Annotated in this window: 24 protein-coding genes, 1 tRNA gene and 1 other RNA gene; 20 read left to right on the top strand and 6 right to left on the bottom strand. The window is 67.4% G+C overall.

Features of this window, described 5'->3' with window-relative positions; genetic code table 11:
- Positions 1-52: 52 nt before the first annotated feature.
- The 3 genes from QZ853_RS10035 to gmk form a co-directional block, all read right to left on the bottom strand.
- Complete coding sequence (locus QZ853_RS10035; RefSeq protein ID WP_295572571.1) at positions 53-2,215, bottom strand: bifunctional (p)ppGpp synthetase/guanosine-3',5'-bis(diphosphate) 3'-pyrophosphohydrolase; 2,163 nt, start codon at positions 2,213-2,215, stop codon at positions 53-55.
- 105 nt (positions 2,216-2,320) lie between these two features.
- The gene (gene rpoZ, locus QZ853_RS10030; protein WP_005410877.1) at positions 2,321-2,620 is read right to left on the bottom strand and encodes a DNA-directed RNA polymerase subunit omega; all 300 of its coding nucleotides are present in this window, start codon (positions 2,618-2,620) and stop codon (positions 2,321-2,323) included.
- 110 nt (positions 2,621-2,730) lie between these two features.
- The gene (gene gmk / locus QZ853_RS10025; protein WP_295572569.1) at positions 2,731-3,405 is read right to left on the bottom strand and encodes a guanylate kinase; all 675 of its coding nucleotides are present in this window, start codon (positions 3,403-3,405) and stop codon (positions 2,731-2,733) included.
- A 291-nt stretch (positions 3,406-3,696) separates the two neighbouring features.
- Here gmk and fdnG point away from each other — a divergent pair, with 291 nt between their 5' ends.
- The 8 genes from fdnG to selD all read left to right on the top strand — a co-directional run bounded on the left by fdnG (position 3,697) and on the right by selD (position 14,120).
- The gene (gene fdnG / locus QZ853_RS10020; RefSeq protein ID WP_295572566.1) at positions 3,697-6,765 is read left to right on the top strand and encodes a formate dehydrogenase-N subunit alpha; all 3,069 of its coding nucleotides are present in this window, start codon (positions 3,697-3,699) and stop codon (positions 6,763-6,765) included.
- 10 nt (positions 6,766-6,775) lie between these two features.
- Positions 6,776-7,693 carry a formate dehydrogenase subunit beta gene (gene fdxH, locus QZ853_RS10015; RefSeq protein WP_295572561.1) on the top strand — a complete coding sequence of 306 codons (918 nt, stop codon included), beginning with the start codon at positions 6,776-6,778 and terminating at the stop codon, positions 7,691-7,693.
- Positions 7,690-8,337 carry a formate dehydrogenase subunit gamma gene (locus tag QZ853_RS10010; RefSeq protein WP_295572559.1) on the top strand — a complete coding sequence of 216 codons (648 nt, stop codon included), beginning with the start codon at positions 7,690-7,692 and terminating at the stop codon, positions 8,335-8,337. The genes fdxH and QZ853_RS10010 overlap by 4 nt, the downstream gene beginning before the upstream one ends.
- Positions 8,338-8,572: 235 nt before the next feature.
- Positions 8,573-9,556, top strand: a complete 984-nt coding sequence (gene fdhE, locus QZ853_RS10005) for a formate dehydrogenase accessory protein FdhE (RefSeq protein ID WP_295572556.1) — start codon at positions 8,573-8,575, stop codon at positions 9,554-9,556.
- Positions 9,557-9,559: 3 nt separating this feature from the next.
- On the top strand, positions 9,560-10,984 hold the full coding sequence (selA, locus tag QZ853_RS10000; RefSeq protein WP_295572553.1) for an L-seryl-tRNA(Sec) selenium transferase: 1,425 nt from the start codon (positions 9,560-9,562) through the stop codon (positions 10,982-10,984).
- The gene (gene selB / locus QZ853_RS09995) at positions 10,981-12,894 is read left to right on the top strand and encodes a selenocysteine-specific translation elongation factor (protein WP_295572549.1); all 1,914 of its coding nucleotides are present in this window, start codon (positions 10,981-10,983) and stop codon (positions 12,892-12,894) included. Before selA ends, selB begins: the two co-directional genes overlap by 4 nt.
- A 24-nt stretch (positions 12,895-12,918) precedes the next feature.
- A tRNA-Sec gene (locus QZ853_RS09990) sits at positions 12,919-13,014 on the top strand.
- A 26-nt stretch (positions 13,015-13,040) separates the two neighbouring features.
- A complete protein-coding gene (selD, locus tag QZ853_RS09985) occupies positions 13,041-14,120 on the top strand; it encodes a selenide, water dikinase SelD (protein ID WP_295572547.1) in 1,080 nt (359 codons plus the stop codon).
- A 34-nt stretch (positions 14,121-14,154) separates the two neighbouring features.
- Here selD and QZ853_RS09980 read toward each other — a convergent pair whose 3' ends face one another.
- A complete protein-coding gene (locus tag QZ853_RS09980) occupies positions 14,155-15,015 on the bottom strand; it encodes a YicC/YloC family endoribonuclease (RefSeq protein WP_295572545.1) in 861 nt (286 codons plus the stop codon).
- 124 nt (positions 15,016-15,139) lie between these two features.
- On the opposite strand from QZ853_RS09980, the gene rph reads away from it, so the two are divergent.
- The 7 genes from rph to pepQ all read left to right on the top strand — a co-directional run bounded on the left by rph (position 15,140) and on the right by pepQ (position 22,368).
- Complete coding sequence (gene rph / locus QZ853_RS09975) at positions 15,140-15,865, top strand: ribonuclease PH (RefSeq protein WP_049426699.1); 726 nt, start codon at positions 15,140-15,142, stop codon at positions 15,863-15,865.
- Positions 15,862-16,251 carry a VOC family protein gene (locus QZ853_RS09970; protein ID WP_295572542.1) on the top strand — a complete coding sequence of 130 codons (390 nt, stop codon included), beginning with the start codon at positions 15,862-15,864 and terminating at the stop codon, positions 16,249-16,251. Before rph ends, QZ853_RS09970 begins: the two co-directional genes overlap by 4 nt.
- Positions 16,248-16,844 (top strand): RdgB/HAM1 family non-canonical purine NTP pyrophosphatase, encoded by a 597-nt coding sequence (gene rdgB / locus QZ853_RS09965; protein WP_295572540.1) that lies wholly within the window; start codon positions 16,248-16,250, stop codon positions 16,842-16,844. Before QZ853_RS09970 ends, rdgB begins: the two co-directional genes overlap by 4 nt.
- Positions 16,845-16,902: 58 nt before the next feature.
- A complete protein-coding gene (hemW, locus tag QZ853_RS09960; RefSeq protein WP_295572537.1) occupies positions 16,903-18,135 on the top strand; it encodes a radical SAM family heme chaperone HemW in 1,233 nt (410 codons plus the stop codon).
- Between the two features lie 178 nt (positions 18,136-18,313).
- Entirely contained in the window at positions 18,314-20,590 is a 2,277-nt protein-coding gene (locus QZ853_RS09955; protein ID WP_295572534.1) for a DUF1631 family protein, read from the top strand.
- Complete coding sequence (locus QZ853_RS09950) at positions 20,587-20,961, top strand: PilZ domain-containing protein (RefSeq protein WP_295572533.1); 375 nt, start codon at positions 20,587-20,589, stop codon at positions 20,959-20,961. The genes QZ853_RS09955 and QZ853_RS09950 overlap by 4 nt, the downstream gene beginning before the upstream one ends.
- A gap of 75 nt (positions 20,962-21,036) precedes the next feature.
- On the top strand, positions 21,037-22,368 hold the full coding sequence (pepQ, locus tag QZ853_RS09945; protein ID WP_295572531.1) for a Xaa-Pro dipeptidase: 1,332 nt from the start codon (positions 21,037-21,039) through the stop codon (positions 22,366-22,368).
- Positions 22,369-22,845: 477 nt separating this feature from the next.
- Here the strand turns inward: pepQ and QZ853_RS09940 are convergent, their stop codons facing one another.
- Positions 22,846-24,168, bottom strand: coding sequence for an aminopeptidase P N-terminal domain-containing protein (locus QZ853_RS09940; protein WP_295573472.1), 1,323 nt, complete (start codon positions 24,166-24,168; stop codon positions 22,846-22,848).
- A 5-nt stretch (positions 24,169-24,173) separates the two neighbouring features.
- On the bottom strand, positions 24,174-24,722 hold the full coding sequence (locus tag QZ853_RS09935; RefSeq protein WP_295572528.1) for a YecA family protein: 549 nt from the start codon (positions 24,720-24,722) through the stop codon (positions 24,174-24,176).
- Positions 24,723-24,876: 154 nt separating this feature from the next.
- Between QZ853_RS09935 and QZ853_RS09930 the strand changes: the two genes are divergently transcribed.
- From QZ853_RS09930 to QZ853_RS09910, 5 genes are all read left to right on the top strand, one after another.
- The gene (locus QZ853_RS09930; protein WP_295572526.1) at positions 24,877-25,098 is read left to right on the top strand and encodes a TIGR02449 family protein; all 222 of its coding nucleotides are present in this window, start codon (positions 24,877-24,879) and stop codon (positions 25,096-25,098) included.
- Positions 25,095-25,391: a cell division protein ZapA gene (locus QZ853_RS09925; RefSeq protein ID WP_295572524.1), complete on the top strand. Its 297-nt coding sequence runs from the start codon at positions 25,095-25,097 to the stop codon at positions 25,389-25,391. The genes QZ853_RS09930 and QZ853_RS09925 overlap by 4 nt, the downstream gene beginning before the upstream one ends.
- 97 nt (positions 25,392-25,488) lie before the next feature.
- Positions 25,489-25,674: non-coding RNA, 6S RNA (gene ssrS / locus QZ853_RS09920), on the top strand.
- Between the two features lie 83 nt (positions 25,675-25,757).
- Positions 25,758-26,351 (top strand): 5-formyltetrahydrofolate cyclo-ligase, encoded by a 594-nt coding sequence (locus tag QZ853_RS09915; RefSeq protein WP_295572520.1) that lies wholly within the window; start codon positions 25,758-25,760, stop codon positions 26,349-26,351.
- Positions 26,348-26,827 carry an EVE domain-containing protein gene (locus tag QZ853_RS09910; RefSeq protein WP_295572518.1) on the top strand — a complete coding sequence of 160 codons (480 nt, stop codon included), beginning with the start codon at positions 26,348-26,350 and terminating at the stop codon, positions 26,825-26,827. Before QZ853_RS09915 ends, QZ853_RS09910 begins: the two co-directional genes overlap by 4 nt.
- Positions 26,828-26,842: the final 15 nt, after the last annotated feature.

Here is a 26,842-nt window from a genome sequence, read left to right as displayed (position 1 = left end):
GGGCGTGCCTCACCACGATTGCCGGCCAGCGGCCGGCGCTACCGGGGTCGGGTCACTGCCGGCGCACCGACTGCACCACCGACAGGCGGCGCAGGCGGCGCATCACTTCGGCCAGGTGGTTGCGGTCGCGCACCTGGATGTTGAATGCCAGCACGGCGGCGTTGAAGTCGCGGTCCAGGTAATCCACGCGCTCGATGTTGGAGTGACTCTGCGCGATCGCCGCGGCCAGCTGCGCCAGCACGCCGGTGCCGTTCTCCACTTCCACCACGAGCGAGGTGTCGTAGTCGCCGGAGACGGTGGTGTCCCACCCGATCGGCACCCAGCGCTCAGGCGACTTGCGCAGCTCGGCCAGGTTCGGGCAATCCATGCGGTGCACCACGATGCCCTTGCCGGCGGTGTGGTAACCCATGATCTCGTCGCCGGGAATTGGCTGGCAGCAGCCGGCGAAGGTGACGACGCCGCGCTCGCTGCCGTTGATCAGGATCTTTTCCTGCGAATGGTGGCGCGAATGCGGGCCACCGCGCAGTTCGGCATAGGCCATCAGCGCCTGCGCGGCCTGGGTCGGCATCCAGTTGCCCAGCGCGACCTCGGCCAGCAGGGCTTCCAGGCGCGGGAAGCGGTGTTCGGCCAGGAACGCATCCAAGCGCCCCTTCGGCAGGCGCTCCAGCGAAGAATCCATCGCTTCGAGCGCACGATCGAGCATGCGATGGCCCAGTTGCACGGCATCTTCGTGCTCCAGCTGCTTGAGCTGGTGGCGGATGGCGGTACGCGCCTTGCTGGTAACCACGAACTCCAGCCACTGCGGCTTCGGCGTGGCCGAGCGCGCGGTGATGATTTCCACCGACTGCCCCGAGACCAGCTTGGTGCGCAGCGGCACCAGTTTCTTGTCCACGCGCGAGGCCACCGCCATGTTGCCGACGTCGGTATGCACAGCGTAGGCGAAATCGAGCGCGGTGGAGTTGCGCGGCAGAGCCAGGATCTTGCCCTTCGGCGTGAACAGGTAGACCTCGTCCGGGAACAGGTCGACCTTGACGTTGTCGAGGAACTCAAGCGAGGAACCGGCGGCGCGCTGCGAATCGATCAGTTCGACGATCCAGGCGTGGGCGCGGCTCTGCGCACTGTTGGGAGTATCGCCACCGAACTTGTAGGTCCAGTGCGCGGCCACGCCACGCTCGGCGATCAGGTCCATCTCCTCGGTACGGATCTGCACTTCGATCGGCGAGCCGTACGGCCCGAACAGCACGGTGTGCAGCGACTGGTAACCGTTGGCCTTGGGAATGGCGATGAAGTCGCGGAAACGGCCATCGAGCGGCTTGAAGGTGGCATGCACCGAACCCAGCGCGTGGTAGCAGCTGGGCACGCTGCGTACGACCAGGCGGAAGCCGAACACGTCCATCACTTGGTCGAAGGATTTGTTCTCGTCGCGCATCTTGTTGTAGATGCTCCACGGCGTCTTGATGCGGCTGACCAGGCGGTGCTCGATGCCCTCCTTGGCCAGCCGCTGCGACAGCTGCACTTCCACCTGCGCCATCGCCTCGCGGCGCACCACCGGCTGGCTGCGGATGTGTTTTTCGATGATCGCGTGGCGCCACGGGTACAGCGCCTTGAAGCCCAGGTTCTGCAGCTCGCTCTTGACCAGGCTCATGCCCAGGCGCTGGGCGATGGGGGCGTAGATCTCCAGCGTCTCGCGGGCGATGCGGCCGCGCGCTTCGCGGCTCTGCGCGCCCAGCGTGCGCATGTTGTGCAGGCGGTCGGCCAGCTTGATCATGATCACGCGCAGATCGCGCGACATCGCCAGCAGCATCTTGCGGAAGCTCTCGGCGGCCGCTTCCTGGCGGTCGCGGAACTTCAGCTTGTCCAGCTTGGTGACGCCGTCGACCAGCTCGGCAACGGCTTCGCCGAACTCGGCAGCCAGCGCCTCGCGGGTCAGCGGGGTGTCTTCGATGGTGTCGTGCAGGATCGCAGCGATCAGCGCCTCCACGTCCAGGCCCAGCTCGGCCAGTACCTGCGCCACGGCCACCGGATGGGTGATATAGGGCTCGCCCGACTTGCGCGTCTGCCCGGCGTGCGCGGCGGCTCCTACTTCCCAAGCGCGGCGCAGCAGGGGCAGCTGTTCCGGCGGCAGGTAGTGGGCGGCGCGTTCAAGCTGGAGGACGTAGTCGGGTACGGCGGCAGCGGGGGCTGCGGCGACCTTGGCAGTGGGGCCTGGGTTCATGCCCGAAGCCTATTCCAGCGCGACGTTTACGGCAAATCCTGAATGCGAAACAGCCCGCACGGGGCGGGCTGTTCGGCGATCCAGCAATGACGTTGATCGATGCAATCAATCGTCGTTCTTGGACATGTCCTCGTCGGCGACCACTTCGGCGGCGGCCCACTCCAGCGCTTCGCGTTCGGCGCGCTCACGCTCGGCCTTCTCGACTTCGTCGATCAGCGCGTTGTCGATCTTGCGGGCGGCGATTTCGCGCAGCGCCAGCACGGTCGGCTTGTCCTCGGTCTCGCTGTTGTCCAGCGTTGCCTGCACGCCGTTGGCGAGCTGGCGGGCACGCTTGGAAGCCATCATGACCAGTTCGAAACGGTTGTTAACGACTTCCAGGCAATCTTCTACGGTAATGCGGGCCATACGGGCTCCCGGCGACCGGTCGGCCGCTCAGTCGAATGAGGGAAAGGGGACGGAGTGTACTTGCAGGGGCTGGACAAAATCAAGCCAACCCCCACTCGATTCTTTTGGAATCAGTCAGTTGCGCCCGGATCGGGGGTCAGCAGGGCTTGGATCAGGCCGGCGTGGCGGACCTTCTGGGCCTCCCGGCGCAGGCGGCTGGCGGTGAAGATGGCGCACAGCTCGTCCACGGCGGTGTCGAACACCTCGTTGACGATGACGTAGTCGAACTCGTTGAAGTGGAGCATTTCATCCCGGGCCGCGCCCAGGCGCTGGGCGATGACCGCCTCGCTGTCCTGCCCGCGCTTGCGCATGCGATCCTGCAGGGCCTGCTTGGACGGCGGCAGGATGAACACGGTGACCGTACCCGGCACCAGCTGGCGCACCTGCTGCGCGCCCTGCCAGTCGATTTCCAGCAGCACGTCCTGGCCGGCGGCCAGTTGCGGCTCCACCGACTGCCGGGCAGTGCCCTTCCAGTCGCCGTGCACCCAGGCATGCTCGAAGAAGTCGCCAGCGGCGATCATTTCCTCGAACTTCTCCGCTGAGACGAAATGGTAGTGCTGGCCGTTCACTTCGCCCGGGCGCATCGCGCGCGAGGTAAAGGAAATTGACAGGGCGATCTGCGGGTCGCGCGCCAAGGTGGCGTTGACGATGCTGCTCTTGCCGGCGCCTGAAGGGGCGGCAACGATATACAGCGTGCCGCGTGCAACGGCGTCCGACGGCTTCGACGGCTTCAACGGAACGCTCATGCGGGGAATCCAACGGGTTGATTTCGCAAAATTTTTCCTCGATGTTCCAGATCCGGCGCGGAGGATCGCGCAAGGACGGCGGGGGCTGCGCGGAACATCCTGGAACCAGGCCCGGCAGACGCTTCCCCGGGGTGCGGGCACGCAACTTTACCAGAGCGGCCCCTTTGCGCGCCCGCCCGGCCGGCCCGGCCCTTGTGCCACATGGCCATCCGGGGGCCTGTGCTATAACCGGGCGGTACCTACCGACAGCCGGGTGGTCTGCGTGCCGCCCCGCCATCCAAGGAGAACGGCATGCCCTCGATGAGTCGCCGCCAGTTCCTGAAGGTCACCGGGACAACCCTGGTGGGCTCCAGCCTGGCTTTGATGGGCTTCGCGCCCGGCATCGCGCTCGCGGAAGTCCGGCAGTACAAGCTGACCCGTGCGACCGAGACCCGCAACACCTGCACGTACTGCTCGGTGGCCTGCGGCATCCTGATGTACAGCCTCGGCGATGGCGCCAAGAACGCCGAGCCGAGCATCTTCCATATCGAAGGCGACCCGGACCATCCGGTGAACCGCGGCACGCTGTGCCCGAAGGGTGCCGGCCTGGCCGACATCATCCACAGCAAGTCGCGCCTGCTCTACCCCGAGTACCGCGCACCGGGCTCGAACGAGTGGACGCGGCTGAGCTGGGACGATGCGCTGGACCGCATCGCGCGGCTGATGAAGGAAGACCGCGATGCCAACTTCGTGCAGAAGAACGAGGCCGGGCAGACGGTCAACCGCTGGCTGACCACCGGCATGCTGGCCGCCTCGGCCACCAGCAATGAAACCGCGGTGCTGACCCACAAGGTCGTGCGCTCCCTGGGCATGCTGGCATTCGACAACCAGGCACGTGTCTGACACGGCCCGACGGTGGCAGGTCTTGCCCCGACGCTAGGCCGTGGTGCGATGACGAATCACTGGGTCGACATCAAGAATGCCGACCTGATCCTGATCATGGGTGGCAATGCCGCCGAGGCGCACCCGTGCGGATTCAAATGGGTGACCGAGGCCAAGGCCCACAACAAGGCGCTCCTGATCGTGGTCGACCCGCGCTTCAACCGCTCGGCCGCAGTGGCCGACGTGTACGCGCCGATCCGCACCGGTACCGACATCGTGTTCCTGGGCGGCCTGATCAACTACCTGTTGACCGAGGACCGCATCCAGCACGAGTACGTGCTGAACTACACCGACATGTCGTTCCTGGTGAAGGACGAGTTTGCCTTCAAGGACGGTCTGTATTCGGGCTACAACGCCGAGAAGCGCAGCTACGACCGTTCCAGCTGGGACTACGTGTACGGCGATGATGGTTTCGTGCGCAGCGACCCGACGTTGAAGGACCCGCGCTGCGTCTACACCCTGCTCAAGCAGCACTACGCGCGCTACAGCGTGGAGATGGTCGAACGCATCTGCGGCACGCCGGCCGACAGCATCCGCCAGATCTGGGACATGATCGCGTCCACTGCCAGCAAGGACAAGGCGATGACCATCCTGTACGCGCTGGGCTGGACGCAGCACTCGATCGGCGCGCAGAACGTGCGTGCCGGCACCATGGTGCAGCTGCTGCTGGGCAACATCGGCGTGGCCGGTGGCGGCATGAACGCACTGCGCGGGCATTCCAACATCCAGGGCCTGACCGACATCGGCCTGATGTCCGACCTGCTGCCCGGCTACCTCACGCTGCCGAAACAGGACGAGCAGGACTACGACGCCTACATCGCCAAGCGCACGCAGAAGCCGCTGCGCGCCAACCAGATGTCGTTCTGGCAGAACTACCCGAAGTTCCACGTCAGCCTGATGAAATCGTGGTGGGGCGACGCCGCCACTGCCGACAACAACTGGTGTTTCGATTACCTGCCCAAGCTCGACAAGCCGTACGACATGCTGCAGGCGTACGAGCTGATGAACGAAGGCAAGATCCACGGCTACATCTGCCAGGGCTTCAACCCACTGGCCTCGGCACCGAACAAGGGCAAGCTGATCAGCGCGTTCTCCAAGCTGAAGTTCATGGTCAGCATGGACCCGCTGGAAACCGAGACCATCGCGTTCTGGCAGAACCACGGTGCGTTGAATGATGTCGATCCCAGCGCGATCCAGACCGAGGTGTTCCGTCTGCCGACCACTTCCTTCGCCGAGGAGAACGGCGCGGTGGTGAATTCCTCGCGCTGGCTGCAGTGGCACTGGAAGGGTGCCAATCCGCCGGGCGAAGCGCGCAGCGACATTGAGATCATGTCCGAGCTGTTCCACCGCATCAAAGCGATGTACCAGAAGGACGGCGGTGCGTGGTGGGACCCGGTGCGCGACCTGGCCTGGAAGTATTCCAACCCCGAGGCACCAACGCCGGAAGAACTGGCGATGGAATACAACGGCAAGGCGCTGGTGGATGTGTTCGATCCGAAGGACCCGACCAGGCTGGTGCGCAAGGCCGGCGAGCAGCTGGCCGCGTTCGGCGACCTGCGCGACGACGGCAGCACCTCCTCCGGCTGCTGGATCTACATCGGCGCCTGGGGCCCTACCGGCAACATGATGGCGCGGCGTGACAACAGCGACCCGACCGGCATCGGCAATACGCTGGGCTGGGCCTGGGCGTGGCCAGCCAACCGCCGCGTGATGTACAACCGCGCCTCGTGCGACGTGGCTGGGCAACCGTTCGATCCCCGGCGCACGTTGCTGGCCTGGAACGGCAAGAACTGGGGCAGTGTGGACGTGCCGGACTTCAAGGCCGACGAAGACCCGGCCGGCGGCATGGGGCCGTTCATCATGAACCCGGAAGGCATCGCCCGCTTCTTCGCCAAGGCCGGCATGGCCGAAGGTCCGTTCCCGGAGCACTACGAGCCGTTCGACACCCCGCTGCGCAGCAATCCGCTCAGCCCCGGCCAGTCCCAGACGCTGAACAACCCAGCCGCCCGCGTGTTCGCCAGCGACCGTGCGCAGATCGGGTCACCGGACGAGTTCCCGCATGTGGCCACCACCTACCGCCTGACCGAGCATTTCCACTTCTGGACCAAGCACGGCAAGCTCAACGCCATCATCCAGCCCGAACAGTTCGTCGAAATCGGGGCTGCCCTGGCCGACGAGCTGGGCATCAACAACGGCAGCCGCGTGCGGGTCAGTTCCAAGCGCGGTCATATTGAAGCCGTTGCGATGGTGACCAAGCGCATCAAGGCCCTGCAGATCGATGGCAAGACCGTTCACCAGGTGGGCATTCCGATCCACTGGGGCTTCCTCGGTGCAGCCAAGCCCGGCTATATCGCCAATACGCTGACCAACGCCATCGGTGACGGCAACTCGCAGACGCCCGAATCGAAGTGCATCCTGGTCAAGGTCGAGAAGGTGTAGGAGACACACCATGTCACTGCAATCGCTGGACATCATCCGCCGCTCGGCCACCACCACGCCCTCGCCACAGGCGCGCAGCGCCCACACCGGACAGGTCGCCAAGCTCATCGACGTGAGCAAATGCATCGGCTGCAAGGCCTGCCAGGTCGCGTGCATGGAGTGGAACGACCTGCGCGACGAGGTCGGCAGCTGCGTCGGCAGCTATGACAATCCACCGGACCTGAGCGACCAGTCGTGGACGGTGATGAAGTTCCGCGAGTACGAGGACGAGAAGGGCAAGCTGGAGTGGCTGATCCGCAAGGAAGGCTGCATGCACTGCAGCGACCCGGGCTGCCTGAAGGCCTGCCCGTCGCCCGGCGCGATCATCCAGTACGCCAACGGCATCGTCGACTTCCAGGAAGAGAACTGCATCGGCTGTGGCTACTGCGTCACCGGCTGCCCGTTCGACGTGCCGCGCATTTCCAAGAAGGACCACAAGGCCTACAAGTGCACGCTGTGTTCGGACCGGGTGGCGGTAGGCCAGGAGCCGGCCTGCGTGAAGACCTGCCCGACCGGCGCGATCACCTTCGGTAGCAAGCAGGCGATGACCGAACATGCCGCCGACCGCGTGGAAGACCTGAAATCACGCGGCTACGGGAACGCCGGCCTATACGACCCTCAGGGCGTGGGTGGCACCCACGTGATGTACGTGCTGCAGCATGTGGACAAGCCCGAGCTGTACGCCGACCTGCCCAAGGACCCGCGGATCAGCCCGATGGTGGACGTCTGGAAGGGCGTGGCCAAGCCGCTGGGCGTGCTGGCGATCGCCGCCACCGCCTTCGCCGGCTTCCTGCATTACATCGGCATCGGCCGCAATACGGTCAATGACGAGGAGGAAGAGGAAGCCGAGCACGAGGCGAAGAAGATCGAAGAGGAGCAGCGGCCATGAAGTACGCACCGCACCCGCGACAGATCATCCGCTACCGTGCGCCGACCCGCATCAACCACTGGATCGTGGCGATCTGCTTCGTGCTGGCGGCCTTGTCCGGGCTGGCGTTGTTCCACCCTGCCCTGTTCCCGCTGACCCAACTGTTCGGTGGCGGGCCATGGACGCGCATCCTGCACCCTTTCGTCGGCTTGGCGATGGTAGTGGGCTTTGCGTTGCTGGCGTTCCGCATGTGGCGCGACAATCTGCCGACGGCCGATGACCGCGCATGGATGCGTGGCATGCGTGACGTGCTGCGCAACGAGGACGAGCGGCTGCCACCGGTGGGCCGTTTCAATGCCGGCCAGAAACTGCTGTTCTGGGCCATCATCGGCTGCCTGTCGGCGCTGCTGCTGACCGGCTTCGTGATCTGGCGGCAGTACTTCAGCCACTTCTTCCCGATCGGGGTGATCCGCTTCTCGGTGCTTGCGCACGCGCTGTTCGGCTGGGTGCTGATCTGCGCGATCGTGGTGCACATCTATGCGGCGATCTGGATCAAGGGCTCGGTGCGGGCGATGACCCAGGGCAAGGTGACCTATGGGTGGGCGTACAAGCACCACCGGCAGTGGTTCCGCGACATCCTGCGCGGGCGCCGGGAACAGGGGTAGCGGCAGGGCCTGCAGCCCTGCACCCGCTGGAGCAACGTCAACGTCAAAGGCGGGCTGCCTGAGGGGAGGCGGGGGGCGACCTTGCTCGACACACTGAACGCGGCAACGACCGAAACCGGTTTTTGTAGAGTCGAGCCATGCTCGACTGCTTCGCTCGACTGCGCTGCCTGGAATACGCTGGACGCCAGCACCGACAACGGCGAGGATGGAGCCTGGTTCTTCCGGCTGGCCCTGCATGGCGCAACGCATCCTTGAACCCGGTGAGATCGAGACACTCGCCTCGCGCGATGTTCCGCGCATCATCCTGCCTGACACGTCGTTCCTGTTCGCTGAGCGTGCCACGCGCCTGCGCAGCCTGGCCGCGCACAGTGCCATCGGAGGCTACCTGCAACTGCTCGCGGCATTGGCCGATGCGCAGCAGTCGCTGCTCGACGGGCTGCCGCCTCAACAACGCGATGCCCTGCTGGCACAGGCGCGTGCGCAGCAGTCGAGTGCGGCGGCCGGTGCCGGCATGCCGTTGCGGCCGGCCAACACCCTGCAACTCGATGGCCGCTGGCGCGACTGGCTACGCGCGTTGTGCCAGCACTGCGCCGACGAAGCCGGGCTGCCGGCGGAAACGCGGCGGGAGCTGCAGCGGATCGCCGCCGCCGATGACGCGTGGCTGGATGCACAGGCGCATGCCGTGCTGGACCGCGATGATGCGCCCTCGGTGGATCCGGTCGCTGCGCTGCTGGTGATGAATGCGCTGCAGGTGTACTGGGTGGTGCTGGCCGCCGGCTTCCGTCCCACCGACCTGAAGCCGCTGGCCGACGCACCGGGCCTGTGCCCGTTGTGCGGCACACTGCCGGTGGCCAGCGTGGTACAGGCCCGTCCGCCGTACGCGTCCTACCGCTACCTGTCCTGCTCGCTGTGCGCCTGCCAGTGGCACTACGTCCGCGTGCAGTGCAGCCAGTGCGGTGCAGCTGGCAAGGACATCGCCTACCGCGCCCTGGCCGACAGGGACGGCGATACCGCTGAGGTCGTACGCGAGAGCGCCGTACGCGCCGAGACCTGCGACCACTGCCACAGCTACCGAAAGATCCTGTACCTGGAAAAGGACCCGGCACTCGAGCCGGTGGCCGACGACCTCGGCACGCTGGCGCTGGACCTGCTGCTGGGCGAGGAAGGCTATGCGCGCGCCAGCCAGAACCCCCTGCTCTGGCAATCCGACGGCGACTGACCGATGCCACGCACACCCCCTGCGCCGGCTTCGGCGTCCGCCCTGCCCTCGCTGGACCGGTTGCTGCGCTCGCCGACGCTGTCGGCACTGATCCAAGGCCACGGCCGCATCCGCATCACCCGCCTGCTGCGTTCGCATCTGCAGGTGCTGCGCGAACGGACCAGCGCCGGGCAGCTCTCGGCCGCAGACCTGCAGCACGCTATCGAAGGCCCGGCACTGCTCGCGGCAATCGATGCGGCACTGGCCGCCGATGCGCGCCAGGACCTGCAGCCGATGTTCAACCTGACCGGCACCGTGCTGCACACCAACCTGGGCCGTGCCTTGCTGCCCGAGGCCGCTGTGCACGCGGTCAGCCGCGCAATGACGGCGCCGGTTGACCTGGAATTCGACATCACCCGTGGCCGCCGCGGCGACCGCGATGCACGGGTGCAGGCGCTGGTCTGCGAACTGACTGGCGCCGAAGCGGCGACCGTGGTCAACAACAATGCTGCGGCGGTGTTGCTGCTGCTCAACAGCCTGGCCAACCGCCGCGAGGTGGTGGTGTCGCGTGGCGAACTGGTGGAGATCGGCGGCGCCTTCCGTATTCCCGATGTGATGCGCAGCGCAGGCGCGCGCCTGCTGGAAGTGGGCACGACCAACCGCACCCACCCGGCCGACTTCGCCCATGCCATCGGCACACGCACCGCGTTGCTGATGGAGGTGCATGCCAGCAACTACGCGATCACCGGTTTCACGGCCAAGGTCGACACTGCGGCGATGGCCGCCATCGCGCACCAGCACGGACTGCCGCTGGCAGTCGACCTGGGCAGCGGCAGCCTGTGCGACCTGGCCGCCTATGGCCTGCCGCATGAGCCGACCGTGCAGGACACACTGGCCGCCGGTGCCGATCTGGTTTCGTTCAGCGGCGACAAGCTGCTGGGCGGGCCGCAGGCCGGCATCCTTGCCGGCCGCGCCGACCTGATCGCGCGGATCAACCGCAACCCGCTCAAGCGCGCACTGCGCATGGACAAGATGGGACTGGTCGCGCTGGAAGCGGTGCTGGCGCTGTACCGCGAACCGGAACTGCTGGCGCAACGGCTCCCGACCCTGCGCCTGCTGTCGCGCACGCGCCAGGATATCGAGGCGCAGGCGCGGCGCCTGCTGCCACCGATGCGGTCCGCGATGGCGGCCGACTACAGCATTGAACTGGCACCGATGCACAGCCAGATCGGCAGCGGCGCGCAACCGCAGGCGCAGCTGGCCAGCGCGGGACTGCGCATCACCTGTACCCGGCGCGGAGGACTGGATCGGTTCGCCAGGCGCCTGCGCCAGCTGCCGCAGCCGGTGCTGGGCCGCATCGGCGATGATGCCCTGTGGCTGGACCTGCGCTGCCTGGAGCCCGACGACGAAGCGCGCTTCCTCGCGCAGTGGAGCGCGCTGCAGGCATGATCGTCGGTACCGCCGGGCATATCGACCATGGCAAGACCAGCCTGGTGCGGGCACTGACCGGCATCGAAACCGATCGCCTGCAAGAAGAGCGTACGCGCGGCATTTCCATCGAACTGGGCTACGCCTATGTGCCGGTCGATGCGACCGCCACCCTGGGCTTCGTCGACGTGCCGGGCCACGAGCGCTTCGTGCATACGATGGTGGCCGGTGCGACGGGCATCGATGTTGCCCTGCTGGTGATCGCCGCCGACGACGGGGTGATGCCGCAGACCCGCGAACATCTGGCAATCCTGCAGCTGCTGGGTGTGGAGCGCGGCGCAGTGGCATTGACCAAGATCGACCGTGTGGACGCCAAGCGCATCGCCCGGGTCGAGATCGAGATCGCCGCACTGCTGGCGGGTACGCCGCTGCAGGATGCGCCCGTGTTCGCCTGCAACAGCACGGATGCCGACGATGACGGCGTCGCGGCGTTGCGTGATCATCTCTATGCGTGGGCCGGCGAGCAGGCCAGCGCGCACCCGACGCAACGGCGCGACGAGCTGTTCCGCATGCCGGTGGACCGCGTATTCTCGCTGGCGGGCCACGGCACGCTGGTGACCGGTGCGGTGCACGGTGGTGTGGCCGGGGTCGGTGCGCACCTGCAGCTGATGCCCGCCGGAAATGAGGTCCGCGTGCGCAGCATCCATGCGCAGAACCAGGCCAGCGAAACCGCGACGGCCGGGCAGCGCTGCGCATTGAACCTGGCCGCCATCGCTCGCGATGCGATCGAGCGTGGCGACTGGATCGCCGACCCGCGTGCGCTGCTGGCCACCACCCGTGTCGATGTGCGCCTGCGGCTTTCCGCGCTGGCGGCGCCGTTGCGCGATTGGGCGCCGCTGCACATCCACTGGGGCACGATGCACCGGCAGGCGCATGTTGTGCTGCTGGAAGATGACGATCACGGTGACGGGCAGCGGGTGCAGCTGGTATTCGATGCGCCGGTCTGCGCGATGTGCGGCGATCGTTTCATCGCCCGCGATTCGGCGGCAACGCGTACGCTGGGCGGTGGCATCGTGCTCGATCCGGATCCGCCACAACGGCGACGGCGCAGCCCGGCACGACTGGCATGGCTGGGGGCACTCGAGCGGCTGGCGGCCGGAGCCGGCATCGGCCCGCTGCTGCAGCAGGCGCCCACCGGTGTCTCCGTCGCCGCCCTGCAACGCTACTGCCGGCGTGCGGTCGAGCAGATCGATCTTCCTGCGGGCGCGCAGCGCATCGTCACCCGCGACGACACGGTGGTCATCCTCGCCGCGCACTGGCAGGTGCTGCGCGAACAGGTAGTCACCTCGCTACGCGGCTGGCATCGGCGACGCCCGGACGAACCGGGTGTCGACAGCGGGCGCCTGCAGCGCAGCACCCTGCCCGCGATGGCAACGGGCCTGTGGAACGCGCTTCTCCAGAACCTTCTGGACGACGGCAGCGTGCAGCGCGTGGGCGCTTGGTGGCGCCTGCCCGGCCATGACCACGCGCCACCGCAACGCGAGCGCCTGCTGCTCGAACGCGTGCTGCCGCAGCTGCATGCCGGCGGTTTCGATCCGCCATGGGTGCGCACTCTGGCCACCGACCTGAGACTGACCGAGGATGAGGTCCGCGGGGTCATGCGCCGGGCCGCTGCACGCGGTGAACTGTTCCAGGTGGTGCCGGACCTGTTCTATGCACCCACGCGCATTTCGGAACTCGCCGCGATCGTCGCGCAGCTGTCGCAGGCCACCGGCACGGTGGATGCAGCCGCTTTCCGCGATGCCATCGGCCTGGGCCGCAAGCGCAGCATCCAGATCTTGGAGTTCTTCAATCGCGTTGGCTACACTCGACGCGTCGGTGACCAGCATCGGCCGCGTGGCGACCTGCTGTGGAACCCAGCCCGCGACTGAGTCGACCGGTACCGCGGTACTTTCGGAAGGCATGCGCATCCGGGCATGCGGCTGGGCTTCAAACCCAGTAGGGGGCGTCGATCGCTCCCTGGTAGGTTCGACTCCTGCTGCCTTCCGCCATTCGTGTTTCCGCAGGAGATGTCGGCATGGCCACGCACGCGCAGTCCCCCGCCCCTTCGACGGCCGACGCTCCGCAACGACTGACGTCTCTCGCGCATGGCGGCGGCTGCGGCTGCAAGATCGCGCCGGGCGTGCTGACCGAACTGCTGCGTGGCGTTCCAGCGCTTCCCGCGCCGGCTGAACTGCTGGTCGGCCGCGAGACCAGCGATGACGCCGCGGTGTACCGCCTCAATGATCGCCAGGCAATCGTCGCCACCACCGATTTCTTCATGCCCATCGTCGACGACCCGTTCGACTTCGGTCGCATCGCCGCTACCAACGCGCTATCCGACCTGTATGCGATGGGCGCACGGCCATTGTTCGCACTGGCCATCGTCGGCATGCCGATCAACACCCTGCCGCAGGACACCATCCGCGGCATCCTCCAGGGCGGCGAACGCGCCTGCGCCGACGCAGGCATCGTGGTGGCCGGTGGCCACAGCATCGATTCGGTGGAACCCATCTACGGCCTGGCCGCAATCGGCATGCTCGACCCGCAACGCCTCAAGCGCAACGCCGATGCGCGCGCCGGCGATGTGCTGGTGCTGGGCAAGCCATTGGGCGTAGGCGTGTATTCGTCGGCACTGAAGAAGGAAGTGCTGGATGCCGACGGTTACCAGCAGATGCTCGAGTCGACCACCCGACTTAACACTGTCGGCATGCCAGTGGCTGCGCTGGACGGCGTGCACGCGATGACCGACGTCACCGGCTTCGGCCTGCTCGGCCACCTCCTGGAAGTATGCCGCGCCAGTGGCGTTGCCGCCGAGGTGGACAGTGCCCAGGTGCCGCTGCTGCCACAGACACTGGAGCTGCTGAAACGCGGCTGCGTGACCGGCGCGTCCAGCCGCAACTGGGCATCGTATGGTGTCGACGTGCGCTTCGCCGATGGCCTGGCTGCGCATTGGCAGCCACTGCTGACCGACCCGCAGACCAGCGGTGGGTTGCTGATCTCGTGCACGCCGGAGGCGGTGGACGCGGTGTTGGCCTGCTTCCGCGAGGCGGGGTTCGGCCAGGCGGCCGTGGTCGGCCGGTTGAGCGAGGGAACGCCGGGGGTCAGCGTGCGCTGAAACGATGGGGGCGCCCGAAGGCGCCCCTGCAACCTCACTCGATGTTCTGCACCTGTTCGCGGATCTGGTCGATCAGCACCTTCAGTTCCACCGCCGCATTGGACGTGCGGCTGTCCACCGACTTCGAGCCCAGCGTGTTGGCTTCGCGGTTGAACTCCTGCAGCAGGAAATCCAGGCGGCGCCCCACCGGCTCGCGCTGCTTGAGCACGCGGCGGATCTCGACGATGTGGCTGCCGAGGCGGTCCAGTTCTTCATCCACGTCCAGCTTCTGCAGCCACAGCACCAGTTCCTGCTCGGCGCGACCCGGGTCGACCGGGTGCGGCAGGTCGGCCAGGCGGGCCGCCAGCTTGGCGCGCTGACCGTCGCGAATGGCTGGAATCAAGGTCCGCACTTCAGTCGCGATGCGTTCGATGCCGTCCACGCGCTCGCTGATGGCCGCGGACAACTTGCCGCCTTCACGCTCACGGGCCTCGACGAAGCCGTCCAGCACTTGGTCCAGCAGCGCCAGCGACTCGGCCTGCAGGGCGGCGGCGTCTGTGGCCTCGCCGCGGGTCACGCCCGGCAGCTGCAGCAGGTCGGTGAAGCTGACCTGCAGGTTGGGGAAATCGGAGGTCAGCCGGTGGGCCAGGCGGCCCAGCTGGCCCAGCAGCGCCTCGTCCACCTGCAGATTGGCCGCCGCTTCCGGCGCGCGCAGGCGCATCACCAGATCCAGCTTGCCGCGACTCATGCGCGCGGCAATGCGCTCGCGCAGCTGCGGCTCCAGCGCCCGCAGTTCCTCGGGCAGGCGGGTGCCGACCTCCAGGAAGCGGTGGTTGACCGAGCGCAGCTCGCAGCCCAGCGTGCCCCACGGGGTGACCCGCTCGCCGCCGGCATAGGCGGTCATGCTTCGAATCATGGAATGTGTCCGGTGCGTGCAAAGGGGGAATGGTACCCTAGCGCCCTCACCTGAGCCCCCTTGCCCGCCCCGTGAAGGCCGCGGGCATGGCGGCGTACTCCCTCGCCATTACGGAACCTGCATCATGTCCGATTCCCGCCCCAGCGGCCGCCAGCCCGACCAGCTCCGCCCGGTCGTCATTCAACGCGGCTTCACCCGCCACGCCGAAGGGTCGGTACTGGTGTGCTTCGGTGAAACCCGTGTGCTGTGCACCGCCAGCGTCGAGAACCGCGTGCCGGGCTTCCTGCGCGGCAAGGGCGAAGGCTGGGTCACCGCCGAGTACGGCATGCTGCCGCGCGCCACCCACACCCGCAGCGACCGCGAAGCCGCCCGTGGCAAGCAGGGCGGCCGCACGCTGGAGATCCAGCGCCTGATCGGCCGCAGCCTGCGCGCGTGCGTGGACCGGAACGCGCTGGGCGAGCGCACCATCACCCTGGACTGCGACGTGCTGCAGGCCGATGGTGGCACCCGCACCGCCGCCATCACCGGCGCCTACGTGGCCCTGGTCGATGCGGTGAACGTGCTGATGAAGCGTGGCGACATCAAGCGCAACCCGATCCTGGGCGCGGTGGCCGCGGTGTCGGTGGGCGTGTACCGCGGCACCCCGGTGCTGGACCTGGACTACGCCGAAGACAGCGACTGCGACACCGACATGAACGTGGTGATGAACGACGGCGGCGGCTTCATCGAGCTGCAGGGCACCGCCGAAGGCCACGCCTTCCGCCGCGACGAGCTGGACGCGCTGCTGGGCCTGGCCGAAAAGGGCGTGGCCGAGCTGCTTGCCGCGCAGCAGGCGGCGCTGTCGGCATGAACCGCCGGATCGCGCTGACCACCCTTGTGGTGGCCGACTATGACGAAGCCATCGCTTGGTACACCGGCAAGCTCGGCTTCACGCTGCTGGAAGACATCGACCAGGGCCGCAAGCGCTGGGTGGTGGTCGGCCCGACCGACGGCAGCGCCGCCGCCCTGCTGCTGGCGCGCGCCAGCGACGAAGAACAGCGCAGCCGCATCGGCAACCAGACCGGTGGCCGGGTGGGCTTCTTCCTCAACACCGACGACTTCCACCGCGACCACGCGGTGATGCTTGCCGCGGGCGTCGAGTTCCTGGAAGCGCCGCGCGAAGAACCCTATGCAACGGTCGCGGTGTTCCGCGATCTGTATGGCAACACCTGGGACCTGCTGGAGCCCCGTCAATGAAGAAACTGGTACTGGCCAGCCACAACGCCGGCAAGCTGGTGGAGATGCAGGAGATCCTCGCCGACCTGCCGCTGCAGATCACCTCGGCCGCCGAACTGGGCCTGGGCGACGTGGAAGAGACCGGCCTGACGTTCGTCGAGAACGCGCTGCTGAAGGCGCGCGCGGCCTGCGAAGCGACCGGCCTGCCCGCACTGGCCGATGATTCGGGCCTGATCGTCGATGCGCTCGGCGGTGCGCCGGGCCTGTACAGCGCACGCTATGCCGGCCACCCGACCAATGCCGCAGCCAACAACGCCAAGCTGCTCGATGCCATGGCCGAGGTGCCCGATGGCCAGCGCAGCGCCCGCTTCTACGCGGTGATCGTGCTGCTGCGCCACGCCACCGACCCGCAGCCGTTGATCTGCGAAGGCCGCTGGGAAGGCCAGATCATCCGCGAACTGCGCGGCACCAACGGCTTCGGCTACAACCCGGTGTTCCTGGACACCACCCACGGCCTGACCGCCGCGGAAATGGAGCCGGCGCTGAAGAACGCCATCAGCCATCGTGCCCTTGCCCTGCAGCAGCTCAAGCGGCAGCTGGCGACGCTGTACTGACGCCCTGCCCGATCGAACCAGGGAAGCCGGCCAGCGGCCGGCACTACCGAAGAAGTCCATGCCCCACTCTCACCACCACGACCACTGCAACCATCTGCCCGGCGAAGCCTGCTCCGCTGACCACGACACGCCGCCGCGGCTGGTGCCGCCTCCGCTGTCGCTGTACGTGCACCTGCCGTGGTGCGTGCGCAAATGCCCATACTGCGATTTCAATTCGCACCAGGCCAAGGGCGTGCTGCCGTTCGATGCCTACATCGATGCGCTGCTGCGCGACCTGGACCAGGACCTGCCGCTGGTCTGGGGACGGGTGGTGCACAGCGTGTTCTTCGGCGGCGGCACACCCAGCCTGTTCCCGCCGGACGCGATCGATCGCTTCCTGCAGCAGGCCAGCGCACGGCTGCGCTTCGCGCCGAATGCCGAGATCACCTTGGAAACCAACCCGGGCACCGCCGAGCACGGCCGCTTCGACCGTTACCGCGCGGCCGGCGTGAACCGCCTCAGCTTCGGCATCCAGAGTTTCGACGACGCGATGCTCAAGCGCCTGGGCCGCATCCACGACAGCGGCGAAGCCGAGCGCGCGGTGAAGATGGCGCAGGACGCGGGCTACGACAACTTCAACATCGACCTGATGTACGCGCTGCCGGAACAGACCCTGGCCGGCGCCGAGACCGATCTGGAGCGTGCCTTCGCCCTGCAGCCGGCGCATATCTCGCACTACCAGCTCACGCTGGAGCCGAACACGGTGTTCTTCGCACGGCCGCCGCAGGGCATTCCCGATGAAGACAACGCCTGGGACATGCAGGAACACTGTCAGGCGCTGCTGGCCCAGGCCGGCTTCGGCCAGTACGAGGTCAGCGCCTACGCCCGCCCTGGCCGGCAGAGCGCGCACAACCTGAACTACTGGCGCTTCGGTGATTACCTGGGCATCGGTGCCGGCGCGCACGGCAAGATCAGCTCGGGCGCTGAAGAACATGTACTGCGCCGCTGGAAGCTGAAACACCCGCAGGCGTACCTGGACAGTGCCGGCACGCCCGCCTCGTTCGGTGGCGACGACGTGATCGCGCCTGAGCGCCTGCCGTTCGAATACATGCTGAACCTGCTGCGCCTGCACGAAGGTTTCAGCCTGCGCGATTTCGAGTCGCGCACCGGCTTGCCGCGCCGTGTGCTGGATGCACCGCTGGCCGAGGCCGTGCGGCGCGGTTGGCTGCAGATCGACAACGGGCACGTGCAGCCGACGGAACTGGGGCGGCGCTTCACCAACGATGTGGTGAGCCTGTTCCTGGAAGAATGATCCCGTGCGATGAACGGCTGGCCGGTGCTGACCACGTTGCCGGCCAGCGGCCGGCACTACCGCGCACCAGGCCCATGCCCGGCAGATGCATTTCACGTTCAGGCTAAAGTAGCGCCGACATCGGCCGACACGGTAGATTCACCAGATCGATCCGCGGGAATCCGGGTACCACTCGCAGATGTCAGCTGTTTTTTCCTCCACTGCCGCCGACAAGGCCCGCCTGGCCGCTGCCGACCTGCCGCCGCGGGTGCGCGAACTGCTGGGGGCATTGATCGGGTTGTGCCGGCAGACGCTGGCCGCCCCCCTGATCCTGACCGTGGAAGCGCTGGAGCAGGCTCTGCTGCACGACGCTGATCGCGCGCGCAATCCCATGCAACAGGCGGAGCTGATGGCCCAGCGCGGCCAGCTGCACGCGTTTGCCGGGCATTTCCCGGACCGCATGCTCGATGCGCTTGCCGAGGCGCTGACGCGGCTGGGTGAGCCTGCCACGGCAATCCCGTCCGCCGCTACGCCGCCCCCACTGCCCGGCCTGCTGGGCCTGTCACTGGTGGCCGAGCACGATGTCGACCGCGACCTGCTGCTGACCGAGATGGTGCGCCGGGAAACCCTGCGCTCAGCCAATTCGCTCAACCTGCTCGGCCAGCGCATGGGCGTGCTGGCGGCAACGCCCGCCTTGGACACCGACACCCTGCCGCTGGCGCCGCAGGCGCTGTGCGCGATGGTGCGCAGGCTGGCTGAGCAGGATTCGCTTGGCACCGAGGTGCAACTGGCGCTGTACCGCAGCTTCGAACGGCAGGTGCTGGAACGCCTGGGTGATGTGCTGGACCGCGCCAACGCCCTGCTGGCCCAGCAAGGTGTGCTGCCAGGTTTGGTCTACACGCCCTACCTGGCGCGGTCGTCCAGCACCCGACGCATCATCACCCAGTCGGTCGGTGGCGGCCGTGCGACACAGCCGGCCAAGCGCAGCGCGACGCCGCTGACCGGCTGGACCGGCCCGTCCAGTGCCGGTTCGTGGTCGAACCTGGTACAGGACGCCGTGCAGGATGCCGGCGCCACCGGCACCGCCGTGCCCGGGCTGACCGCCTTCGCCGGCAGTGCATTGCACGAACTGCTGCAGCAGGCGCGGCACGCCAGCAGCACGCCCGAGCAGGCCGCTGCCGTTCCCACTGCCGCCGTGGATGCCATTCTCGCGCGCCTGCAGGCGCAGTCCAGCGCTGCCACCGGCGTGGCCGACCTGCAAGCCGCGGTGATCGCTCAGCTGCGCAGCGAGCATGGCGCGCAGGCCCAGCTGGCCAGCCACGACCGCGACAATCTCGACCTGTTGCGGCTGCTGATGCAGCAGGTACAGCAGCAGCAACGCCCCGACCCGGTGCCGGCCGCCCTGCTGGCACGCCTGCAGGTGCCGCTGGCGCGTGCGGCAATGGCCGACCCGGGCTTCTTCGTGCGTGACCAACACCCTGCCCGCGAACTGCTCAACCAGATCGCCGAAGTGGGCGCACACTGGCTGGACGACGACGATGTCGACCCGCAGCTGCTGCAGCGCATGGCGCAGAGCGTGCAGGGCCTGCTCGGTGAGGATGCACGCACGCCGGATGTCTTCGCCACCGCCAACGACGACGTGCAGCAGCACCAGCGCGCAGCGGCACATCGCGCCGAACTGGCCGAACGCCGTCACGTGGAAGCTGCCCGTGGCAAGGAACGGCTGGAGCTGGCGCGTCGCCAGGCCAATGCGCAGATCGACCAGTGCTGCGATACGCAGGCGCCACCGCGCTTCGTGCAGACCCTGCTGCGCCAGGCCTGGGCCGATGCGCTGACGCTGACCCGCCTGCGCCACGGCGATGACTCGCCGCAGTGGCAGCAGCGCCTGCAACAGACCGAACGCATTGCCAGAGTGACGGCCCAGGCCGTGGGTGCCCCCGGTGGCACCGATGCCGCGCTGGCCGCCGATGTGGAAGCCGCACTGGTGCAGGTGGGCTACCACGTCGAGGAAGCCGCGGCGGTCGCGCGCAGGCTGGCCACGCCCGGCGGCGAGGATGAGAGCACCTCACGTACCGAACTCAGTGCACGCCTGAAGGCACGCGCACGCCTGGGAGAACAGGCTGGTCTCACCACCACGGCCCGCTCCAGCCCGCGCAGCGCTGCCGAGCAAGCCGCTTACCAGCAGCTGTCCGCGCTGCCGTTCGGCAGCTGGTTCGACATCGACAATGGCGCTGGCACGCTGCGCCGCCAGCGCCTGTCCTGGTACAGCCTGTTGACCGGCCACGCGCTGCTGGTCAATGCGCGCGGGCAGAAGATCGCCGATACCGACTTGGATACGCTGGCCCGGCAGATCAGCGCGGGCCGCGCGCATCTGGTCACCGAGGACAAAGCCCGGCTGGTGGATCGCGCCTGGCAGGCCAGCCTCGACGCACTGCGTGCACTGGCCGATGGCCACGCCGGGGGAGCATCCGCATGAACACCCAACCGCCGCAGGACACCCGTCGCGCGCCCCGCCGCCAGGTCTCCGACCTGGTGCCGGTCACCGACCAGATGCGCGAATGTGTGGTGGGTCGGCTTGGCAACGTGTCCGAAACCGGCATGCTGATGCTGGCCAGTGCGCCATTGCGCGAGGACGCGCTGTATCAGCTGCGTTTCCCGCTGCCGATGGTCGATGGCCGCCAGGAGGTCATCGACGTGGGCGTGCACCTGCTGTGGAGCGAGCCTGCGCACGCCCCCGGGCAGAGCTGGACCGGCTTCCGCTTCCTCACCTTGTCGCGCGAACATCGGCAGCTGCTGCGCCAGTGGGTAGGCGAGGACAGCGACGAGGGACCGCTTTCGACGGCCTGAGCGCCGGTTCCGGCACAGCGGTTTTTCGCGGTATGCGGCAGAATCTAGGGCCGTTTCCCGTGTCGAGCCACCGCAATGATCCAGCAAGACCCCGGCGCCCTGTATCCCGACCACCTGGCCGTGCTGTGCCGACGCGCCGGACAGGCGCTGGCCCGCGGCGGCTTCGATCATCTGGTCGTGCCCAGCGGCACCCTGCACTACCAGGTCTTCGATGATCGCGACTACCCGTACGCAGTGAACCCGCAGTTCAAGGCCTGGCTGCCGCTGACCCGCGTGCCCAACAGCTGGGTGGTGTTCACCCCGGGCAAGCGTCCGGCGGTGATCTTCCACCAGCCCTTCGACTACTGGCACGTGGTGCCGGACGCGCCGAGCGGCTGGTGGGTAGACCACTTCGACATCCATATCATCCGCAAGCCCGAAGAGGCGCTGGCGCTGCTGCCGGCCGATCCGGCGCGCTGCGCGATCCTCGGCGAGCCGCAGAGTGCGCTGGGTGCGTTCGTGCCGAACAACCCGGCGCCGGTGGTGAACTACCTGGAATGGCACCGTGGCAGCAAGACGCCGTATGAAGTTGCGCTGATGCGCCAGGCGCAGGCGCTGGGCGTGCGCGGCCACCGTGCCGCCGAAGCAGCGTTCCGCAATGGCGCCGACGAGTTCAGCATCCACATGGCCTATTGCCAGGCCGTCGGCCAGGATGCCAACGAACTGCCCTACGGCAACATCGTGGCGCTGAACGAACATGCTGCCGTGCTGCACTACACCGAGCTGGGACGCAAGGCGCCGCAGCCGCTGCGCAGCTTCCTGATCGATGCCGGCGCCAGCGCACACGGCTATGCCAGTGACATCACCCGCACCTACGCGGCGCACGGCCATGACGAGTTCGCCGCGATGATCGCCGCCGTCGATGCCGCCCAGCAGCAGATGTGCGCGGCGGTGCGGCCGGGCTTCGACTACAGGCAGCTGCACGTGGACGCGCATCTTTCGCTGATGGGCGTGCTGAAGGACTTCGGCGTGATCACGGTCTCGCCGCAGACCGCGCTCGAAACCGGCGTCAGCGCCGCGTTCTTCCCGCACGGCATTGGTCACCTGATCGGCCTGCAGGTGCACGACGTGGCCGGCTTTGCGGCCAGCGACGAAGGTGGCCGCATCGAGCGCCCCGCCGGCCACCCCTACCTGCGCCTGACCCGCGTGCTTGAGCCGGGCATGGTGGTGACGATCGAACCGGGCCTGTACTTCATCGACATGCTGTTGAACGAAGTGAAGGAGGCCGGCCATGGCGATGCGGTCAACTGGGATCGCGTGGACTTCTTCCGTCCCTATGGCGGCATCCGCATCGAGGACGAAGTGCTGTGCACCGAGGGCGAGGCGGACAACCTGACGCGGCCGGTGTTTGCGGCGGCGAACGGCTGAGCCCCTCGTGGTTGGGCGCTTGGAGCAAAAGCCGCGCTTGGCGGGGCGGGGTGGGTTCGCGGGGGACGCCGTGAATCCATCCTTGGAGGCTTGGCCGCGGCATCCATGCCGCGGACACCCCCGCGAACCCACCCCGCCCCACCTCTGACAGTTTCGGTGTGCGTCCAACCACGGAAGAAAGAAAGAAAAGCAAAAGCGGGTCGCCCGCTGCGCTCGCTCCGTGTCGACCCAGGTCGACACCTACCAACAGCCGCACGTCCCAACTACCGCCGTTACCCACAGCCGCGTGAACCTGTCGAAGGCGGGGTACTGTCGGTGTGCGGGGTGTGAGCGGCATGGATGCCGCGACCAAGCCCCCATGGACGGGTTTACGGCGTCCCCGCAAATCCACACTGCTCCGCCACCCCACGGAAAGCCCGCTGTTGCTGTTGCTCTGGCGTGTAGCGGGTGCAGGGCTGCAAGCCCTGCCGATAACCCTTACCCCGCCATCACCGCTTCGATCTCGTCGGCGCTGCGCGCCAGGCCCTCGGTCAGCACCCGATGGCCATCATCGGTGATCAGCACGTCATCCTCGGTACGGATGCCGATGCCGCGCCAGCGCGGCTCCACCGTTGTGTCGTCCACGCCGATGTACAGCCCCGGCTCGATGGTGAACACCATGCCCGGCTCCAGCAGGCGCGAATCACCAGCGAGGCGGTAATCGCCCACGTCGTGCACGTCCATGCCGATCCAGTGCCCGGTCTTGTGCCGGTAGAAGCGCTGGTACAGGCCCTCGGACAGGTTCTTTTCCAACGTGCCTTTCAACAGCCCCAAGCGCAGCAGGCCTTCGGTCAGCGTCTGCACCGCAGCCAGATGGCCACTCTCGTACGGCATCCCCGGCCTGGCCTGCGCCAGCGCAGCGGCCTGCGCCTCACCGACCAGGTCATGCAGCGCACGCTGCTCGGCACTGAAGCGGCCGTTCACCGGGAAGGTACGGGTGATGTCGCTGGCGTAGCCGCGATACTCGGCGCCGGCATCGATCAGCACCAGCTCGCCATCGCGGGAACGCGCGCTGTTGTCGCGGTAGTGCAGGATGCAGCCGTTCCGGCCGGCACCGACGATGCTGCAATACGCCGGCACCGCATCGTTGGCGCGGAACACGCGCTCCAGTTCGGCCTGCAGCTCGTATTCGTGGATGCCTGCCTTCGCTGCACGCATCGCCGCCAGGTGCGCACGCACGCTGATCTGCGCGGCGTGATGCATCAGCGCCACCTCCGCGCCGGACTTGAACAGGCGCTGCTCGTGCAGCAGGTGGCCCAGTTCCAGGAACTCGTGTGGCGGCTGCGCACCGTGGCGCACCTGCGAACGCACGCGGTTCACCCAGCCGATCAGCTTCAGGTCGAAGTCGGCATCGCGGCCGAAGTGGTAGTAGACCCGCGAACGACCTTCCAGCAGGCCGGGCAGGATGTCATCCAGGTCGTCGATCGGATAGGCGTCATCCATGCCGTACTGCGATACCGCGCCTTCCTGGCCGGCACGATTGCCGTCCCAGGCCTCGCGCTCGGCATCGCGCTCGCGGCAGAACAGGATGGCTTCGCCGTGGCGACGGCCGGGAATCAGCACCAGCACCGCTTCCGGCTCCGGAAAACCGCTCAGGTACTGAAAGTCCGAATCCTGCCGGTACGGGTAATGGGTATCGAGACTGCGCACCTTCTCGGCTGCGGCCGGCAGCACCAGGATCGCGTCCTCGCCGGCCATGTCCATCAGTTGGCGGCGGCGACGCTTGTACTCGCCGGCCGCGATGCCGGTGCGCTGCTTGATATCCATCAGTTCAGGCGCTGCCGGTGGCGCGCGGCCAGCACCACATCGCCGTGCAGCAGCAGCACCGCTACGCGGATGAACTCCTCGATCTCCGACAGCGCTTCGTCATCGTCGTCACCGCCGGCCTCGAAATCCTCGCTGGAGGCACGGGCCAGGCTGGCCATGTCGGTCAGCGCTTCTTCGCCCTCTTCGGACAGGGCCGGGCGGTGGCCACCACTGCCCAGGCCGAAGCCGCCGAGGAAGGAACGGGTCCAGCTGAACATGGCATCGGCCTGCGCGGACACTTCATCGCTGTCGGACAACAGTAGCTCGAAAGCGAAATCGCGGTCTTCCAGCTGCTTGATGGTGGCCTGCAGCAGCTGCCCCAGCACGCTGTCAGCGGCCACCGGCGGCAGGTTGTCGTCGGCCAGCACCCGCGCCGGCCAGTCGTTGCCGGGGGCACCACCGGCGGCCAGCCAGCCACACAGCGCACCGTGCAACTCGGCAGCGGTGGCGCCCAGGCCCAGCTCCTGGCTGGCGCGGGAAACGTCGTCGACGGAAGGAAGTTCGGTCATCGTGCGGCTCGTTCGGATAAGGAAAACCGGAGCGCGCACGCGCGCGCCCGTCAGACCCCTTAGTGTAGCAACCCCACGGCCTCCTTCCCGTGGCCGTCCAGCCTTGCTGCGACAACGCTTGACCGCCCTGACCCGGCTTGCCTATCGTGCCCGCATGGAACCCGCCACCCCCCTCGCCCAGTTGCAGGACTTCGCCGCCCGCGTGGAGGCGTTGCTTGAACGCAACCAGCGTCTGGCCGAGGAGAATCGCAGCCTGCGCCACCAGCAGGAACAGCTGGTGGCCGAGCGTTCCACGCTGCTGGCCAAGAACGAGCAGGCGCGCTCGCGGGTGGAAGCGATGATCAGCCGGCTCAAATCCCTGGAGCAGCACACATGAGTGCCGAACCGGTCAGTGTCCGCATCCTCGACCGTGAATACACGGTGGGCGTCGGCGGTGACGAACGCGACAGCCTGATGGCCGCCGCCCGCCTGCTCGATGCACGCATGCGCGAGATCCGCGGCAGTAACCGGATGGCCGCCGTCGATCGCGTGGCGGTGCTGGCCGCGCTGAACCTGGCCCACGAACTGCAGCTGCTGCGCGACGAGAACGCCCGCCAAGCCGTGGCCCTGCAGCAGACGCTGGCCGACCTGAACCGGCGCCTGGACCGTGCGATCGACGGCAGCGCCTGAAGGTCGTGCACAACGCGTCTTCTCATATCTGAATTGGCACGGACTGTTGCCGACGAACGGCCTATCCAGAATCTGCGCGCTGGCTATAATGGCCACGCGTTCTCTGCGGTACTCGACGGCATGTGCAAACATTCGCCTTGTCCCTTAAGAACGACACCGGGAGCGCGACAGCGCCGGGAGTGCAGGTCCGCCTTGTAGCGGGAAGCCCGATGGTTCTCCAGCGTTCCCACTTGAGCCCCCGGGTTCAAGGTCGTTTCGCATGCATCGACATTGCGGAGAATGCAATATTCCAGCAAGGGCGGCGTCTTCGGGCGTCGCCCTTGTTCTTTCCGGCACAATGGCCGCTGTTTCCTGCCGCCACCTGCCATGACCGACTCGCGCCAGGCCCTGCGCCACGATCTGCGGCAACGCCGCCGCGAACTTTCCGCCGCTGCGCGCATCGCCGCCGCAGAATCCCTTGCCGATGCCCTGCTGGCGCTGCCATTCGCCCCGCGCGAAGGCGCCGTCGCTGGTTACTGGGCGCTGGATGGCGAAATCGCGCTGCACCGCTGGCAGTTGCAGTTGCCCCAAGGCGTTACCTACTGCCTGCCAGTGCTGGCCGGCGACGTGCTGCGCTTCGCGCCGTGGCGGCCCGGGCAGCCGCTGACCAGCAACCACTATGGCATTCCCGAACCGGATGTGGCGCCGGCAGACACCTTGGAACCGGCACAAATGGCCCTGGTGGTGACCCCGCTGGTGGGCTTCGACGCGCAGTGCCGGCGGCTGGGCATGGGGGGCGGCTGGTATGATCGCAGCTTCGCCTTCCGCCACGATCGGCCGGCACCGCCCTGGCTGGTTGGTGCAGCGTTCGCGGTGCAGCAGGTCGAGTCCTTGCCGGTGGCGTCGTGGGACGTGCCGGTGGATGCGATCTGCACCGAAGACGGCATCCTGCTCCCCTCCGCTGCCCCCGTGAACGCATGACCGCCCGCAAGCGCTACTGGCTGATGAAGTCCGAACCGGACGCCTTCTCCATCGATGACCTGGCCAAGGTCAAGGTCGAACCCTGGAACGGGGTGCGCAACTACCAGGCGCGCAATTTCATGCGCGACGGCATGCAGGTCGGCGACGGCATCCTGTTCTACCACTCCAATACCAAGGTGCCGGGCATCGTCGGCCTAGCCACGGTGGCCAGCGCGGCCTACCCGGACGACACCCAGTTCGATCCCGAATCCGACTACCACGACCCCAAGAGCACGCGCGAGAATCCGCGCTGGATGCTGGTGGACGTGGCCTTCGACCGCAAGCTCAAGCAGGTGATCGCGCTGGACGAGATCAAGCTGCACGCCGAAGAACTCGGCGAAGGCTTTCCGCTGGTTGCCAAGGGCAACCGCCTGTCGGTGTTCCCGGTGACCGCTGCGCAGTGGAAGCTGCTGCTGTCGCTGGAAAAGAAATCCTGATTCCCTGCCTGAGAG

The sequence above is a fragment of the uncultured Stenotrophomonas sp. genome (genome assembly GCF_913778665.1).
Classification (GTDB): Bacteria; Pseudomonadota; Gammaproteobacteria; order Xanthomonadales; family Xanthomonadaceae; genus Stenotrophomonas.
Note: the sequence above shows the minus strand (reverse complement) of the source record. Positions and strands in the feature narration are given on the sequence as shown.

Excerpts from the sequence above, each read along its gene's own strand:
- selB (WP_295572549.1), top strand. The coding sequence starts at position 10,981 with ATGATCGTCGGTACCGCCGGGCATATCGACCATGGCAAGACCAGCCTG.
- rdgB (WP_295572540.1), top strand. The coding sequence starts at position 16,248 with ATGAAGAAACTGGTACTGGCCAGCCACAACGCCGGCAAGCTGGTGGAG.
- rpoZ (WP_005410877.1), bottom strand. The coding sequence starts at position 2,620 with ATGGCCCGCATTACCGTAGAAGATTGCCTGGAAGTCGTTAACAACCGT.
- QZ853_RS09915 (WP_295572520.1), top strand. The coding sequence starts at position 25,758 with ATGACCGACTCGCGCCAGGCCCTGCGCCACGATCTGCGGCAACGCCGC.
- gmk (WP_295572569.1), bottom strand. The coding sequence starts at position 3,405 with ATGAGCGTTCCGTTGAAGCCGTCGAAGCCGTCGGACGCCGTTGCACGC.
- QZ853_RS09980 (WP_295572545.1), bottom strand. The coding sequence starts at position 15,015 with ATGATTCGAAGCATGACCGCCTATGCCGGCGGCGAGCGGGTCACCCCG.
- QZ853_RS09935 (WP_295572528.1), bottom strand. The coding sequence starts at position 24,722 with ATGACCGAACTTCCTTCCGTCGACGACGTTTCCCGCGCCAGCCAGGAG.
- QZ853_RS09930 (WP_295572526.1), top strand. The coding sequence starts at position 24,877 with ATGGAACCCGCCACCCCCCTCGCCCAGTTGCAGGACTTCGCCGCCCGC.
- selD (WP_295572547.1), top strand. The coding sequence starts at position 13,041 with ATGGCCACGCACGCGCAGTCCCCCGCCCCTTCGACGGCCGACGCTCCG.
- fdhE (WP_295572556.1), top strand. The coding sequence starts at position 8,573 with ATGGCGCAACGCATCCTTGAACCCGGTGAGATCGAGACACTCGCCTCG.
- QZ853_RS09950 (WP_295572533.1), top strand. The coding sequence starts at position 20,587 with ATGAACACCCAACCGCCGCAGGACACCCGTCGCGCGCCCCGCCGCCAG.
- hemW (WP_295572537.1), top strand. The coding sequence starts at position 16,903 with ATGCCCCACTCTCACCACCACGACCACTGCAACCATCTGCCCGGCGAA.
- fdxH (WP_295572561.1), top strand. The coding sequence starts at position 6,776 with ATGTCACTGCAATCGCTGGACATCATCCGCCGCTCGGCCACCACCACG.
- QZ853_RS09910 (WP_295572518.1), top strand. The coding sequence starts at position 26,348 with ATGACCGCCCGCAAGCGCTACTGGCTGATGAAGTCCGAACCGGACGCC.
- QZ853_RS09955 (WP_295572534.1), top strand. The coding sequence starts at position 18,314 with ATGTCAGCTGTTTTTTCCTCCACTGCCGCCGACAAGGCCCGCCTGGCC.
- QZ853_RS09970 (WP_295572542.1), top strand. The coding sequence starts at position 15,862 with ATGAACCGCCGGATCGCGCTGACCACCCTTGTGGTGGCCGACTATGAC.
- pepQ (WP_295572531.1), top strand. The coding sequence starts at position 21,037 with ATGATCCAGCAAGACCCCGGCGCCCTGTATCCCGACCACCTGGCCGTG.
- QZ853_RS09925 (WP_295572524.1), top strand. The coding sequence starts at position 25,095 with ATGAGTGCCGAACCGGTCAGTGTCCGCATCCTCGACCGTGAATACACG.
- rph (WP_049426699.1), top strand. The coding sequence starts at position 15,140 with ATGTCCGATTCCCGCCCCAGCGGCCGCCAGCCCGACCAGCTCCGCCCG.
- selA (WP_295572553.1), top strand. The coding sequence starts at position 9,560 with ATGCCACGCACACCCCCTGCGCCGGCTTCGGCGTCCGCCCTGCCCTCG.
- QZ853_RS10035 (WP_295572571.1), bottom strand. The coding sequence starts at position 2,215 with ATGAACCCAGGCCCCACTGCCAAGGTCGCCGCAGCCCCCGCTGCCGCC.
- QZ853_RS10010 (WP_295572559.1), top strand. The coding sequence starts at position 7,690 with ATGAAGTACGCACCGCACCCGCGACAGATCATCCGCTACCGTGCGCCG.